At 44.1% G+C, this 14,292-nt stretch carries 16 protein-coding genes; 9 read left to right on the top strand and 7 right to left on the bottom strand.

What is annotated here, in order from left to right; all coding sequences use genetic code 11:
• Position 1 precedes the first annotated feature (1 nt).
• Positions 2-946, top strand: coding sequence for a lipoyl synthase (gene lipA, locus CPG39_RS05145; RefSeq protein ID WP_096292355.1), 945 nt, complete (start codon positions 2-4; stop codon positions 944-946).
• A gap of 35 nt (positions 947-981) precedes the next feature.
• Here the strand turns inward: lipA and CPG39_RS05150 are convergent, their stop codons facing one another.
• From CPG39_RS05150 to ilvD, 3 genes are all read right to left on the bottom strand, one after another.
• Positions 982-1,398: an OsmC family protein gene (locus CPG39_RS05150; RefSeq protein ID WP_096292356.1), complete on the bottom strand. Its 417-nt coding sequence runs from the start codon at positions 1,396-1,398 to the stop codon at positions 982-984.
• An 86-nt stretch (positions 1,399-1,484) separates the two neighbouring features.
• Entirely contained in the window at positions 1,485-1,796 is a 312-nt protein-coding gene (locus CPG39_RS05155) for a c-type cytochrome (protein WP_013648163.1), read from the bottom strand.
• A gap of 233 nt (positions 1,797-2,029) precedes the next feature.
• Positions 2,030-3,703, bottom strand: a complete 1,674-nt coding sequence (gene ilvD / locus CPG39_RS05160) for a dihydroxy-acid dehydratase (protein WP_096292357.1) — start codon at positions 3,701-3,703, stop codon at positions 2,030-2,032.
• 99 nt (positions 3,704-3,802) lie between these two features.
• On the opposite strand from ilvD, the gene lgt reads away from it, so the two are divergent.
• Positions 3,803-4,645: a prolipoprotein diacylglyceryl transferase gene (lgt, locus tag CPG39_RS05165; RefSeq protein WP_096292358.1), complete on the top strand. Its 843-nt coding sequence runs from the start codon at positions 3,803-3,805 to the stop codon at positions 4,643-4,645.
• Positions 4,646-4,744: 99 nt separating this feature from the next.
• Positions 4,745-5,134, top strand: a complete 390-nt coding sequence (locus CPG39_RS05170; RefSeq protein WP_096292359.1) for a hypothetical protein — start codon at positions 4,745-4,747, stop codon at positions 5,132-5,134.
• 266 nt (positions 5,135-5,400) lie between these two features.
• Here CPG39_RS05170 and phoR read toward each other — a convergent pair whose 3' ends face one another.
• Positions 5,401-6,708: a phosphate regulon sensor histidine kinase PhoR gene (phoR, locus tag CPG39_RS05175; protein WP_096292360.1), complete on the bottom strand. Its 1,308-nt coding sequence runs from the start codon at positions 6,706-6,708 to the stop codon at positions 5,401-5,403.
• A gap of 150 nt (positions 6,709-6,858) precedes the next feature.
• Entirely contained in the window at positions 6,859-7,581 is a 723-nt protein-coding gene (gene phoB, locus CPG39_RS05180; protein WP_096292361.1) for a phosphate regulon transcriptional regulator PhoB, read from the bottom strand.
• 88 nt (positions 7,582-7,669) lie between these two features.
• Here phoB and CPG39_RS05185 point away from each other — a divergent pair, with 88 nt between their 5' ends.
• A complete protein-coding gene (locus CPG39_RS05185; RefSeq protein ID WP_096292362.1) occupies positions 7,670-8,080 on the top strand; it encodes a gamma-butyrobetaine hydroxylase-like domain-containing protein in 411 nt (136 codons plus the stop codon).
• A gap of 50 nt (positions 8,081-8,130) precedes the next feature.
• On the top strand, positions 8,131-8,865 hold the full coding sequence (ubiE, locus tag CPG39_RS05190; protein WP_013648170.1) for a bifunctional demethylmenaquinone methyltransferase/2-methoxy-6-polyprenyl-1,4-benzoquinol methylase UbiE: 735 nt from the start codon (positions 8,131-8,133) through the stop codon (positions 8,863-8,865).
• 72 nt (positions 8,866-8,937) lie between these two features.
• Here ubiE and CPG39_RS05195 read toward each other — a convergent pair whose 3' ends face one another.
• Complete coding sequence (locus CPG39_RS05195) at positions 8,938-9,321, bottom strand: exosortase system-associated protein, TIGR04073 family (RefSeq protein WP_096292363.1); 384 nt, start codon at positions 9,319-9,321, stop codon at positions 8,938-8,940.
• A gap of 672 nt (positions 9,322-9,993) precedes the next feature.
• Between CPG39_RS05195 and CPG39_RS15015 the strand changes: the two genes are divergently transcribed.
• Both CPG39_RS15015 and CPG39_RS05205 read left to right on the top strand, forming a co-directional pair.
• Positions 9,994-10,215 (top strand): DUF7220 family protein, encoded by a 222-nt coding sequence (locus CPG39_RS15015; protein WP_419866149.1) that lies wholly within the window; start codon positions 9,994-9,996, stop codon positions 10,213-10,215.
• 404 nt (positions 10,216-10,619) lie between these two features.
• Entirely contained in the window at positions 10,620-11,156 is a 537-nt protein-coding gene (locus CPG39_RS05205) for a Slp family lipoprotein (RefSeq protein WP_096292365.1), read from the top strand.
• 58 nt (positions 11,157-11,214) lie between these two features.
• Here CPG39_RS05205 and CPG39_RS05210 read toward each other — a convergent pair whose 3' ends face one another.
• Positions 11,215-12,162, bottom strand: coding sequence for a GGDEF domain-containing protein (locus tag CPG39_RS05210; protein ID WP_172424084.1), 948 nt, complete (start codon positions 12,160-12,162; stop codon positions 11,215-11,217).
• 534 nt (positions 12,163-12,696) lie between these two features.
• Here CPG39_RS05210 and CPG39_RS05220 point away from each other — a divergent pair.
• Positions 12,697-13,008, top strand: coding sequence for an antibiotic biosynthesis monooxygenase (locus CPG39_RS05220; protein ID WP_096292368.1), 312 nt, complete (start codon positions 12,697-12,699; stop codon positions 13,006-13,008).
• Entirely contained in the window at positions 13,001-14,185 is a 1,185-nt protein-coding gene (locus tag CPG39_RS05225; RefSeq protein ID WP_096292369.1) for an iron-containing alcohol dehydrogenase, read from the top strand. The genes CPG39_RS05220 and CPG39_RS05225 overlap by 8 nt, the downstream gene beginning before the upstream one ends.
• Positions 14,186-14,292: the final 107 nt, after the last annotated feature.

Genomic DNA, 14,292 nt, shown 5'->3' on the forward strand with positions numbered 1-14,292 from the left:
CATGACCACCGATACCCGGCAAAAAGGCGCTGACAAAACTGCGCGCAATCCTGTCAAAATAGCGCCACAATCACGCAATGATCTGTTGCGTAAACCTTCGTGGATTCGCGTTCGTTCCTCCAGTAGCGAAAACTATTACGAAGTTAAGCGGCTGCTGCGCGAACATAAGCTTCATACGGTCTGCGAAGAAGCATCATGTCCCAATATTGGCGAATGCTTTGGAAAAGGAACGGCAACTTTTATGATTTTGGGCGACTTATGTACACGCCGCTGCCCTTTTTGCGATGTCGCTCACGGCAGGCCCAAGCCCCCAGATGCCGATGAACCGTTACATTTGGCGCAATCAATTGCGGCGATGCGATTAAAATATGTAGTGATCACCAGTGTAGATCGTGACGATTTGCGCGATGGTGGTGCTCAACACTTCGTCGATTGCATCCGCGAAATACGTGTTCACTCTCCAACTACCAAAATTGAAACTCTGGTACCGGATTTTAGAGGCCGTCTTGAAATTGCCCTGGAAAAACTCTCAGCTTGCCCACCGGATGTTTTAAACCATAACCTCGAAACCGTACCCAGATTATACAAGCAGTGTCGGCCCGGCGCAGACTATAACAATTCACTGAAGTTATTAAAAGATTTCAAGAATAATTTTCCTTATATCCCGACAAAATCAGGTTTAATGCTGGGCTTGGGAGAAACTGACGAGGAAATTATGGAAGTATTGCATGATTTGCGCAGTCACAATGTGGAGATGCTGACTATTGGTCAATATTTACAACCCAGTATCGGCCATTTACCAGTCATGCGTTATGTTACGCCCGAAGCATTTAAAGCTTTCGAGCATGCGGCACTTGCAATGGGGTTTAGTCACGCTGCTTGCGGGCCAATGGTGCGTTCCAGCTATCACGCTGATCAGCAAGCCCACGAATCAGGTTTATTTTAGCGGCATAGATTTATACCCATACAATTCATTGATAACTAGGAATTAATAATCTCAAAATCATGCGTGATCTTAACCGTCTGTTTGAGCATGATCGAAGCCGAGCAATATTTCTCAGAGGACAAGTTTATCGCTCGTTCTACCTGCTGTGAATTCAAATTGCGACCTGTGATAATGAAATGCAAATGAATATGAGTAAATACCTTTGGGTCGACAGATGCACGCTCAGCTTCAATTTCCACCTCGCAATCGGTAATATCCTGACGGCTTTTTTTCAGAATCAGCACCACATCAAATGTAGTGCAACCGCCTAACCCCATTAACAACATTTCCATTGGCCGCGGCCCCTGATTCTGTCCTCCTGCTTCAGGTGCGCCATCCATCAATATCGAATGACCGCTGCCGGATTCAGCCACGAAACTAACGTTGCCTTTCCACTTAATACGAGTCTTCATTTTTACCTACCGCAATAATAAAAGTTTTATGCAAACAAAAAGCCGACGCTTTTAGACGTCGGCTTTTCTGAATTCTGAATACTTAATTACTTCAGTGTCAGGATAAAATCAGCTAACACTTTAGCATTTTCCGGGCTAACGTTAGCGTTTGGTGGCATTGGGATCGGACCCCAAACTCCATTGCTCCCTTTTACAATCTTATCTGCCAGATAGGCAGACGCATCAGCTTGATCTGCGTATTTAGCGGCAATATCTTTCAGGCTTGGGCCCACTAACTTAGTATCAACATTGTGGCAATTCAAACAACCACTGTTTTTTGCCAGATCGGCATCTGCTTGTGCAACACCGACTAAGAAAAAGGCAGATGCAGCTACTGCTCCAATTAATACTTTTTTCATATCTCTTCCTTATTAAAATTATAAATGGGCTGATATTCTAACCCGAACTTTACAGACTTGCAGCAATTCCTATAAGTTTTGTGATTTTCAACGTTCAATCTGTTGCTCAACATCCTCACGCACTTACCACCCCAACTGCAGGCTCTGATGATACTGCCTTGCTGAGACTTCGGAGTAAATTATTTAGTTCCAGTGAACACGCATGAACTAAATAATATCGATAATGCACGGAATCAATCCGTTATTGCGCCTGCACTGGCACTTGATACCAGTTTTGCATATTTTGCCAAAACTCCACGCACATAACGCGGCGGCGGCGATTGCCAGGATGCACGGCGTTGCGCAAGCACATCATCAGGCACGTTCAATTGCAACAGTCGCCGTTCGGCATCAATGGTAATTGAATCTCCTTCGTGCACGAGTGCAATGGTTCCACCGACGAAAGCTTCCGGTGCCACATGGCCAACCACCATGCCGTATGTTCCACCGGAAAAACGCCCATCGGTAATCAATCCAACCGAATCACCCAAACCTTCACCGATCAAAGCGGAAGTCGGCGACAACATTTCGCGCATACCCGGGCCGCCTTTGGGACCTTCGTAACGAATGACCACTACGTCACCGGGTTGAATTTTTCGCGCCAGGATTGCCGCCATGCACGTTTCTTCCGATTCAAATACACGCGCAGGCCCGGTAATCTTCGGATTTTTAATTCCGGAAATTTTCGCCACGCACCCTTCAGTGGATAAATTACCTTTCAAAATAGCCAGATGTCCTTGCGCATACATTGGATTGTCCCATTGGCGAATCACATTCTGATCGGCACGAGGTGTATCCGGAATTGCTTTCAAAACTTCCGCAATAGTTTGTCCACTGATCGTAAGGCAATCCCCATGTAACAGCTCGTGATTCAGCAACATTTTCATCACCTGCGGGATTCCACCCGCCCGATGCAAATCAGCGGTCACATAACGTCCAGAGGGTTTAAGATCACACAGTACCGGCACTTTACTGCGCATCCGCTCGAAATCATCAATGCTCCACTCGACTTCAGCCGCATGCGCAATCGCCAGAAAATGCAGGATGGCATTAGTCGATCCGCCCACTGCCATAATTACAGCCACAGCATTTTCAATCGATTTACGCGTGATGATGTCACGCGGCAGGATTTGCCTTTTGATGGCATTAACCAATACCTCGGCGGATTGTCCGGTGCTGATCAATTTCTCATCGTCTTCAGCCGACATCGTGGAAGAATAGGGCAGGCTCATACCCATCGCTTCAAACGCGGATGACATTGTATTGGCAGTAAACATGCCACCGCAAGAACCTGCACCCGGGCAGGCATTACGCTCAATCTGCAGCAATTCCTGATCATCAATCTTCTTTGCACTGTGCTGTCCCACCGCTTCAAATACGCTGACAATAGTCAGATCCTGATTTTTATAATGCCCCGGCTTAATCGTGCCACCATAAACAAAGATTGCCGGCACATTGATGCGTGCAATCGCAATCATTGCACCCGGCATGTTTTTATCGCAACCACCGATAGCAATCACACCATCCATACTTTCAGCCTGCACGCAGGTTTCAATCGAATCCGCAATAACTTCTCGCGAAACCAAAGAATACTTCATGCCCTCAGTACCCATCGAGATCCCGTCCGACACCGTAATGGTGCCGAACATCTGTGGCATGGCACCTGCTTGCCTCAATGCTGATTCAGCTTTTAACGATAGCTCGTTCAATCCTTTATTACACGGTGTAATCGTTGAATAGCCATTAGCAACTCCGACAATCGGTTTATTAAAATCCTCATCGTTAAAACCGACTGCACGCAACATGGCACGACTAGGCGCGTGTTGAGTACCCTGAGTAATAGCCTGACTACGTTTATTATCTGGCATGCTTGCTCCTGAATAAGATAAAAATACAATCTATGACACGGTGTATACCAGCGCAATTGGTATAATGCTTGATATTTTACCGTAAATAAGGCCAAAACTATGCTCGTTTACCCGCAAATTGATCCGGTTGCCATCTCGCTAGGGCCACTTTCTGTGCATTGGTATGGATTGATGTATCTACTTGGTTTTGTTGCGTTCATTCTGCTAGGGCGATATCGTATCAAACATAATCCACACAGCACTTTTACTTATGAAATGCTTGATGATGCACTCTTTTACGGCATGCTGGGGGTAATAGTGGGTGGACGACTGGGGCATGTGTTGTTCTATCAGTTTGGTTATTATTTAGAACACCCGTTACATATTTTCGCCATATGGGAAGGTGGCATGTCTTTTCATGGTGGATTTCTGGGTGTCTTTGTTGCGATGATATTGCTCGCTCGCAAATATCATCTGCCATGGCTTGCGGTAACTGACTTTGTCATCCCATTGATTCCACCGGGATTGGCCGCTGGTCGCATTGGCAATTTCATCAATGGCGAATTATGGGGACGGCCTACTGATGTTCCATGGGGTATGGTTTTCCCTTATGTCGACGAACTTCCCCGTCACCCTTCTCAATTGTATCAATTTGCGCTTGAGGGCGTAGTGCTGTTCATTTTTATTTGGATCTACTCAACCAAACCACGCGCCACTGGAGCAGTCACGGGCGCATTTATGATTGGCTACGGTGTTTTACGTTCCTTCGCAGAATTTTTCCGTGAACCAGAAGATGGCTTCATGGGCGTACTGACTTTAGGGATCACAATGGGGCAATGGCTATCAATTCCAATGATTCTGGCAGGAATAGCAGCCATTATTTGGTCACGACACCACACCAACACTGTTCAACCACGTGTTACTTCAAGAAAACATAGCAAAAATAAAAAACATAACACCTAATGGAAACCATTAGATAAAAAACAGGGTTTCCCCAATATACTCGCCACATCACATGAAACTATCATAACAGTCATCAATCTGGCATTGGAGAAACTGATCATGAAAGCACAAAAATTCTTAACGTTAATCTCTGTTTTGGCATTCAGCTTAGCTGCTTCATCAGTATTCGCCGTGGAAGTAGAAGGTATCGATGACAACGATCATGCCGCGTTGACACGGCATTATGAAAATGTTGCCAAGGAAACCGAAGCAAAATTACAAAAAAACAAAGCTGCACTCGAAGATTACGAAGCCCACGCTTATTACTATGGTAGACAAGGTCAGGATTTCAAATCGCATACAACCGCTAATATTCGCGAATACGAGGAAGTTTTGGCAGAAAGCCTTAATAATGCGGATCTACACAAAAAAATAACAATGGATCATGAAAATCCATCAATCAACAAAGCTCGTGTTAATCTTGATCAAAATACATCAGCAATCAGATAATTAGTAGCAACGCAATAGGATCTGCGAAAGATCCAATAGAGAACTGACAGTCGCTGGGAAACCAGTGGCTGTTTTTTTTATTCCACCCACGCCTTTATCAATTATTTAAACTGAACTAGCGCCTATCAAAGTAGAACAGGTTAGCGCAACTCGGATGCAGACGACCCAAATCGTCTACCCTCATCAGGTTAAATACACTTGAATTAGCGCCTTTAAAGTCAAGAATAAAATACCAACCACCAGTTTCCCTGATAGATACTAAGCAATCACGCATTTCCAGAAACTAAACGCTTAGCTGGAAACCAGATATTAAACCGGCTACCCTTGCCTACTTTACTAATAACTTCGAGACGCGCCTCATGCCGGTTCAAAACATGTTTGACAATTGCCAGTCCCAAACCTGTGCCACCAGTTTCTCTTGAACGACTGTTATCAATACGGTAAAAACGCTCTGTCAATCGCGGAATGTGCTCCGGTTCAATCCCGATTCCGCTATCTTGCACAAAGAACAACCCTTGATCATGGCGCTTTTCCCAGCTGATAATTATTTCCCCGCCGTCCGGAGTATAACGAATCGCATTACTGACCAAATTACCAAAAGCACTACGTAACTCTTCCTCGCTCCCCAAGAGCTGATCTTGCGAAGCAACAGTTAATTTGATTTGATGCCGCCCTGCACTCAGAGATTCTGCATCTTGCAAAAGATCTTGCGCCAAGCTCACTACATTCACTATTTTTTCGCTGACCTTATTCTGCTCGTTCTCAAGACGTGACAGAATCAACAAATCCTCAATCAATCGCTGCATGCGAGTTGTTTGCTCAGTCATCAGTGCCAAGGCACGCTTATTGAAGCTGCTATTAACATTATCATCAGCGGACAATGTTTCAAGAAAACCACTGATGACGGTAAGCGGTGTGCGCAATTCATGCGAGACATTTGCAATAAAGTCGCGCCGCATCGTTTCTATTTTCTCAAAGCGCGTAATATCTCGGCTGATCAGAAGCTTCTGGTTATAACCATAAGGCACTAACTGCAAGGAAATAATCAATCCTTGCAATCGGGTCTGCTTTAAAATTAATGGGCTACTATATTGGCGTGCTGTCAGATATTCGACAAACGGTATCTGCCTCACCAAATAGGTAATCTGCTGACCGACATCCAATGCAAGACTGATTCCTAGATGCTCCTCCGCAACCGGATTACACCATTCAATACGATCATTCATATCGAGAATAACAATGCCATCTGGCATAGCGGAAGTAACGCTTTGCATTCGCTTTAAGGCAATACTCAGCATTTCCTGGCTCTGACTATGTTGACGCACGTAGCGCGCCAAATGAGCATATACCTCATCCCAGGCTCCGGAACCGGCTGGGATGCTTGCTGGAGAATGATCAGAAAGCTGTAGCCAGCGCTCTAACAAAACCAAATGGCGAATATGATGAAATACAACCCAGAGCATGATCACACTGAAAAAAATCAGTGCTTTCACAGCACCAAAGATTATCCATAGTAATGCTGTAATGAAGACAAGGAAAAGAATATTTGATAAACGCTGCCAGATATCAGACACTTAAGCACTACCCTACAATAAGACAATTATCCGAGAAAATTTGCAATCATTACTAAAATTCACTGTGCTTGAAGAAGCATCACAATACACACGGATCAGCGCTTTGATCGATCAGATTCATCACTGTAACACCCTCCGGAACAAACATTATCAGATTTTCTTATTTGAATCATCAGTGAGGGCTAGAGCAACTGCCGAGAACCGATAACCTGCTCCCCTGACAGTTTGTATCCAGCTGTCTTTACCCGACCATTGCAAAGCTTTTCGTAACCGGCGGATATGTACATCCACAGTACGCTCTTCGACAAATACATGATCACCCCATACTCGATCCAATAATTGGCTACGCGAATATGTGCGTTCGGTATGTGACATCATAAAATGCAGCAAACGATATTCTGTAGGTCCCAGTTCAATTTCTTTATTTCCGTCAGTAACACGATGATTGACGGGATCCAATCGCAATCCATGTATTTCAACCACTTGCGCAGAAGCTTCCGGGATCAATCGACGCAAGACCGCGTTAATGCGTGCGATCAATTCGCGCGGTGAAAAAGGCTTTGTCACATAGTCATCCGCTCCTATCTCCAGTCCGGCCACTTTGTCCGCTTCCTGGGTTCGTGCTGTCAGCATGATAATGGGGATGATACGAGTACGCTCATTGCGCCGTAGAAGTCGTGCAAAATCTATGCCGGTCATATTGGGCAACATCCAATCCAACAAAATCAAATCCGGCAGTGAATCATGGATGATTGTCATTGCTTTTTCCGCATCCTCAGCACAGATGCTTTCATATCCCGCTTGCTGCAAATTATAGGCAATCAGCTCCCGAATAGCAGCTTCGTCTTCCACGATCAGTATTTTTGCGCTCATGCTTGTATTCCTGCATCAATATTTTTTTGCACAGTTTGCTACAATGGAGCCATTGCATATCCTTAATTCATCATATTAAATAAAGATCATGGCTGGTTTAACCAAAAACACACCGCATCCGACAGAAATCAAATTGCATCAGAAATCCGGAATTCTGGATATTACTTTTGCTGATGGCAAATCCTTTCAATTCTCATGTGAATTTTTACGCGTTCATTCACCCTCTGCCGAAGTAAGCGGCCATGGTCCGGGACAAGAGGTACTTCAAACCGGCAAGAAAACGGTCGGTATCAGTAAAATTGAACCTGTTGGCAATTATGCCATACAACTTAATTTCACCGATGGCCATAATACCGGGCTTTATTCATGGGATCTGTTATATAACTTTGGTCTTAATCAGGATACAATGTGGCAACGTTACTTGCGGCGCTTAGAAGCAGCCGGCGCCAGCAGAGAACTCGAAATCAAACCCCCAAAGACGCTTCATTCCTGTAAGTAACTTATTTATCAATAATTATTCAAACGCCACATTCTATTCAAATTAATGTCATGACTAAAACAACTCATTTTGGTTTTAATACCGTTGCAGAGGATGAAAAGGCCGGCAAAGTCGCTGAGGTTTTTCATTCTGTCGCAGAACGCTACAATTTAATGAACGATCTGATGTCGATGGGAATGCACCGATTATGGAAACGTTTTGTGATGGAAACCAGTGGAGTAAAACCTGGCGACAAGGTATTGGATATTGCCGGCGGCACTGGAGATCTAAGTGTATTATTCTTACAGAAAGTAGGTAAATCGGGGCAGGTGTGGCTAACTGACATTAACAATTCCATGCTTTCGATCGGACGTGACCGTCTGATCGATGAAGGTACACCGACTCCGGTCGCTCAATGTGATGCCGAAAAATTACCTTTTCCGGACAATTATTTTAACTGCGTCAGTGTCGCGTTTGGTTTGCGAAATATGACCCATAAGGATATTGCACTCAAAGAAATGCTACGGGTCATAAAACCAGGCGGAACGGTTCTGGTATTGGAATTTTCCAAAATTTGGAAGTTGCTTCAACCTGCCTACGATGCCTATTCGTTCAAATTACTACCTGCAATGGGTAAAATGATTGCAAATGACGCGGAAAGCTATCAATATTTAGCGGAATCCATTCGCATGCATCCTTCCCAAAATGAATTGAAAGAACTTATGGAGCAGGTTGGCTTCGAGCGCGTGGAATACTTCAATCTTACCGCAGGTATTGTAGCGCTCCATCGAGGATATAAATTTTAACCTCTTCTCGATTCCACCTTTGTATTTGAACATACAGCTCAGTGACAGGCAGTACGAAATCAAAGCAATTTATCACCGAGCCGTACGCCACCCAATATAATCAGAATCTTGCGAGAAATCATCCCAAACAAACAGCGGTTCAGGGGTTGGGTAAGTTGGAAGCCAAAAAGTGGCAAAATCCAATACACCAGCTCCAGTACGACCTGCAGTATGAAAAACACCCCATAATAATCCTTCGGCAGCACCTATGACAGCATTGCTATCTCTCTGACTCCACAAATTAATATTTTTTGGTAACTCCATCCATCCGGTGGCTATATTCGCAATACCACTTACAATCTTCGTGCTTGCCCTGTTAACATAAACTCTATTGGAAATTTCTTCCATGGCCTGAATCTGCGACGAAAAAATAAAACACAGCAACACCCCCACGACTAATTGTTTAATTATTCTCATTATTTATATCTCCTTCAGCAATTTTAATCCCTCATGATCATCACTTTATTGAAATATTCAATGCATGATATCGAATATAGTATGATTGAAATTCAATTAATTAACCATGGAGAGATTCTGAAATGTCTAATATGCTGGAGATCGTTTTATATTCTGCAATTGCATTAGTTGCGGGATTACTGGTTGCACAGTTTATTAATGAGAAATTTCGCAAATGATAGGCTTTGCCCAAGAATCTCTTATGCAGTCTTGTGCTCCCAGTTCCAATTGGGTTATCTTATCCCTACTCATCTTCAATCTTCATCGCTCTCTTTTGCCCGATTATTGATAACCGCCAATTGCAACGCGACGGCAAAATAAGTCAGTGAGAGATACGCCCGAAATCGATAAATCCGGCGCGCTCAGGTAACATAGTTTCTAAAGAAAAAACTGACTAGCTTATACGCAATCGCTAAATCGATCTTTAATTACGCAAGAAATCTAAAAAATGACAAAACTAATATTGATAATCACATTGATACTTTCATTGATCCTATACGGATATTATGCAGTAACCGGAAATGAATCAGTATTGACACCTATACTGCTTGGCCTCCTTGTTTCATTTACTTGTTCGATGCTATTGCTGACAAAGAAATAGCGAGCGCCGAAAACTCAATCTTCATGAAACATATGCAAACCAGGGTCCAATCACTTACAGAATCTTTCGCTAATGTGACTATCGGTTATTTCATAGCCTTGGCCGCACAAATGATCGTATTTCCGCTTTATGAAATAGAAGTCAGCATAAGCCAAAACATTCAAATCGGAGTGATCTTCACAGCTGTTTCGATAGCGCGCAGCTATCTGCTGAGGCGATTTTTTAACTATTACCATCACCGACCCGCAAGATAAGTAGTCATACACGAAAAAATTTTATCGATGACATAAGATGCCACCCGCACCCCCGTGTGTTTTCATCAAAATCTGCAAAACCAAAATTTACCCGATCTGTCAGCCAAGATTTCTATTTATCTTTATTAGAATTGCGTTGGAGATTATCAACCGTCAATGCCGCACCGAATAGATGAATCCAAGGCAAATTCAAACGTAAATAATCAAGATAGACACTCCCCAAAGCACACCCAAGGCTAGTGCATTAATACCCGTATGAATATTTCTATTGATCAATTCTACAATTCAAACTAAAGCTTACAGCAAGAGTCTTACCAACAAACTTACACATTGAATATGTTGTACAACAATTGAATTAATACATTGCACCGGAGCAATTTCCGATAAATCGCGGGAGAAGAATCATGAAACCATTTTTACTATTGCTTTGTTTGCTACTGAGCGCCTGCGCCGGATTACCCTCTGCAATCGAAAATGCGCCGGCAATAAACGTTTCCTATCATCAGATCAGCCATGACATCAATAATTATAAAGACGCGCCTGTTCGCTGGGGAGGCGTGATTATTGACGTGGAAAATGAAGCGCATGCAAGTCTGATACAGGTTTTATATTACCCTCTCGATTTCAGCGGCCGCCCGCAGTTGCACAAAGCAGGTGCAGGCCGCTTTGTAGTTAAAAGCGCCGAGTTTCTGGATCCGGCTGTCTATGCCAAAGATAAGGAAATTACCGTTGCCGGGGTAATTACGGGGAATATTGAACAAACCGTCGGCAAAAGGGTTATTCAGGTACCATTACTAACTGCAACGGCAATTCATCTTTGGCCGACCTATCCTAATTATAATGACTACCGGGGTTACTACGGACCTTATCCTTATTTTGGCTATCCAGGTTACTATCCTTATTTCCGTGGTGGCTTTTATGGGCCCTATTACCGCTGGTAATCCCCAATTATTTTAGTCGCAACAAAGTATCGCTTATGCAGCGCCCATAGTCGCATTGCTAAAAGAAGTCTGTTGTATTGGCTTCTTTTTTATCGAAAACATGCCCATTCTCCAAAAGATTTTCGTAAAAATGCAATTGATTTTTCCCGTTCTGTTTGGCGTGATAAAGCGCCTGATCTGCGCGTCCAATGATTTCGGAAGCCAGGTAATTCAATTCATTAATCAAAGTTGCACCCATGCTGATCGTCACCGTCTCAATTTGCGGGAAGTGATATTCCTGAATCTTATTGCGAAAACGCTCCAGTGCTTTATAGGCCTCTTCTTTATCGGGGGCACGGAAAATCACCACAAACTCCTCTCCCCCAAAGCGAAACAACAAATCCCTTGCGCGGAAATTTTGCTTCATCACATAGGACAATAACAGTAAAACCTCATCTCCCATGATATGACCAAACCGATCATTGATCGATTTAAAATCATCTATATCAATGATAGCAAGACAGAACTTTTCTGTTTCCACCCTTGGCCTTCTGCGGTTCAATATATTACCGTCATGATCTTGATCAATATCAGAACCCACAGTGAGTGCACTTATTTTCTTGATATTCACTTCAAAAGTCTGACGATTCAATAAACCGGTTAGTTTGTCTTTCTGACTTTCATCCAACAGACTACGGAAGTTATGTGTAATACTCAGCAAGCTGGAAATAATCAGCATCTCTCCTTCAGTCAAGGGATGAGGAAGCTCAAAAGTCAACATCTCCTCAATTTTGTTCACAGCCAGTATGGGATAAACCACCAGATACCGGTCTCCCTGGTAATGAATATAAGGCTTTCTGGTTGTCTCCATCCATAGCTGGGCGGATTTAATTTCCTCAGGAATCGTGATTTCGGAGGTATAAATCTCCTGTGATTCTGAAAGTTGTCTTTTACTATCATCCTGAATCAAATCAATTGAATAAGTAGACAGCCAGCACGTAGCATTGGTCTGATCAAGCTTATACATTGAAATCTGATTAATACTTAAAAGTTCAGCCAAAGTTTTCAATAAACTGAACTCGAACAATTCAATGTCTCGAATTGTAGTCAAAGATACTAATTTATTAAGCAGAGAAGGTGGTGCAACATCTTTTTTATTAAGCATATATAAGATTCTGATGACAGGGCAATATTGTGATTATAGCCATATTGCCCTGTAGGGAAAACTTCAAAATCAATAAAATGAACCTAAAATCCCATCCGAACAGAACCATTAAACCCAAGACCGAAGATTTGCCATTGAAACTCCAAGATGCCGCGAATGCCTGAAAAATTCCCACAAAATTAGTAGTAGAATACCCGCAGACTTGCATACCCGGGTTAACTATCCGGGCAGTTCTGACAACCAACGCAATACTCAGCAGCCAGCCTCTGATAAGCAAGGGAGAAAATAATCTATACCAAATAAATAAGGGTTCTAAGCTCGTTTCTAGCGCCACAACAGCAACGCAAATGATTTCTCGACCACCCAACGATAAGAATTGATGAAAGGAATAAAATCATGCATGTAACCATCGTCACTGTTTCAGTCAAACCGGAAAAAGTGGAAGCCTTCAAGGAAGCTTGCCGATACAATCACGAAAACTCCATCCTTGAGCCGGGTAATATGCGCTTCGATATTTTGCAATCCGCGGATGATCCAGCAAAATTTGTCTTTTACGAAGCCTATAAAACCCAGCAGGACGCAGCCGCCCATAAAGCAACCGCGCATTACCTGGCATGGCGCGATACCGTCGCGGACTGGATGGCTGAACCCCGCCAAGGTGTCGTCTATCAAGGTTTATATCCGATCGTGAACAACTCCGATGCTTAATTTCTCTATCGCCCGGCTGCCGCGCATCGAATTTGGCACGGGTGTTATCAAAAAACTGCCGGATATCATTACAGGCTATGGGTCGAATATTGTGCTTGTCACGGGTGCACGCTCGTTCTTGAGTACCAGTCATGGGCAATCTTTTCTGGATCAACTCAAACAGCGTGCGATTACTTGGCAGCATTGCATAATTACCGAAGAACCCTCCCCCGCTCTGATCGATGATCTTGTTAGAACTTTTGCAAATGAAACTTTTGATGCCGTAGTCGGGATCGGTGGCGGCAGTGCATTGGATGCTGCCAAAGCCATTGCCGGCCTAGTGAAAATTCAACACTCTGTCATGGATTACCTCGAAGGCGTCGGCCCGGAGTTACCGTACCACGGCCCGGCTCTTCCATTCATCGCGGTACCTACCACCGCTGGCACCGGCAGCGAAGCCACCAAAAATGCCGTACTCAGCGTGCAAGGCGAAAACGGGTTCAAGAAATCCTTCCGCCACGACAAACTGGTCGCCGAATACGCCATCGTCGATCCGGATTTACTTACCAGCTGCCCGCCCAGTGTGATCGCCGCCAATGGCATGGATACGTTGACACAACTACTGGAATCCTATGTTTCCACCAAATCCAACGTCTTCACCGATGCTCTGGCGATCAGCGGCCTGCACGCCGTGCGCGATGCACTGATCCCACTTTACCACCAGCAAGGGGAGCTTGCACAACATCGCGAAAAAATGGCCTATGCCGCGCTGTTATCAGGAATCACACTGGCACAAGTCGGCCTCGGCTCGGTGCATGGCCTAGCCTCACCATTGGGTGCTTTTTATCCGATTCCTCATGGTGTCGTCTGCGGTACCCTGGTCGCCTCCGCCGCCCAAATCAACATTCAAAGCATGCTGACGCGCAAACCCACCAACAAAGCACTGGCAAAGTACCTGCATGTCGCAGAAATTCTGTGCCAGAAACGTTTTATCGATCCCCAAGCCGCGTACAACGCACTAATTGATCTGCTAGTGCAATGGACCAACGAACTCGCCCTGCCGCGACTGTCACATTACGGATTGCAAGAAACCGCATTAGATAAAATCATCGCCAACTGCCGCGGCAGCAGCATGAAAACCAATCCCATCGTTTTGACCGATGAAGAAATCAGGCGAATTTTGCTGGAACGAATATAGTGATAATAACGAAAACTTATTTTAAGATAAGCAAACGACTACAACATCCTGGAAGAATCTTAAAAGTAGGCTTGGAATCCGTTTTTTGTAAAACTTTATACCATCCT

Source organism: Nitrosomonas ureae, assembly GCF_900206265.1.
Taxonomy (GTDB): Bacteria; Pseudomonadota; Gammaproteobacteria; order Burkholderiales; family Nitrosomonadaceae; genus Nitrosomonas; species Nitrosomonas ureae_C.

Bases quoted from the DNA above. Each gene is read 5' to 3' on its own strand.
- CPG39_RS05170 (WP_096292359.1), top strand. From the start codon at position 4,745: ATGAAAGCACAAAAATTCTTAACGTTAATCTCTGTTTTGGCATTCAGC.
- lipA (WP_096292355.1), top strand. From the start codon at position 2: ATGACCACCGATACCCGGCAAAAAGGCGCTGACAAAACTGCGCGCAAT.
- ilvD (WP_096292357.1), bottom strand. From the start codon at position 3,703: ATGCCAGATAATAAACGTAGTCAGGCTATTACTCAGGGTACTCAACAC.
- CPG39_RS15015 (WP_419866149.1), top strand. From the start codon at position 9,994: ATGCAAACCAGGGTCCAATCACTTACAGAATCTTTCGCTAATGTGACT.
- CPG39_RS05185 (WP_096292362.1), top strand. From the start codon at position 7,670: ATGGCTGGTTTAACCAAAAACACACCGCATCCGACAGAAATCAAATTG.
- CPG39_RS05205 (WP_096292365.1), top strand. From the start codon at position 10,620: ATGAAACCATTTTTACTATTGCTTTGTTTGCTACTGAGCGCCTGCGCC.
- ubiE (WP_013648170.1), top strand. From the start codon at position 8,131: ATGACTAAAACAACTCATTTTGGTTTTAATACCGTTGCAGAGGATGAA.
- lgt (WP_096292358.1), top strand. From the start codon at position 3,803: ATGCTCGTTTACCCGCAAATTGATCCGGTTGCCATCTCGCTAGGGCCA.
- CPG39_RS05195 (WP_096292363.1), bottom strand. From the start codon at position 9,321: ATGAGAATAATTAAACAATTAGTCGTGGGGGTGTTGCTGTGTTTTATT.
- phoB (WP_096292361.1), bottom strand. From the start codon at position 7,581: ATGAGCGCAAAAATACTGATCGTGGAAGACGAAGCTGCTATTCGGGAG.
- CPG39_RS05155 (WP_013648163.1), bottom strand. From the start codon at position 1,796: ATGAAAAAAGTATTAATTGGAGCAGTAGCTGCATCTGCCTTTTTCTTA.
- CPG39_RS05210 (WP_172424084.1), bottom strand. From the start codon at position 12,162: ATGTATAAGCTTGATCAGACCAATGCTACGTGCTGGCTGTCTACTTAT.
- CPG39_RS05220 (WP_096292368.1), top strand. From the start codon at position 12,697: ATGCATGTAACCATCGTCACTGTTTCAGTCAAACCGGAAAAAGTGGAA.
- CPG39_RS05150 (WP_096292356.1), bottom strand. From the start codon at position 1,398: ATGAAGACTCGTATTAAGTGGAAAGGCAACGTTAGTTTCGTGGCTGAA.
- CPG39_RS05225 (WP_096292369.1), top strand. From the start codon at position 13,001: ATGCTTAATTTCTCTATCGCCCGGCTGCCGCGCATCGAATTTGGCACG.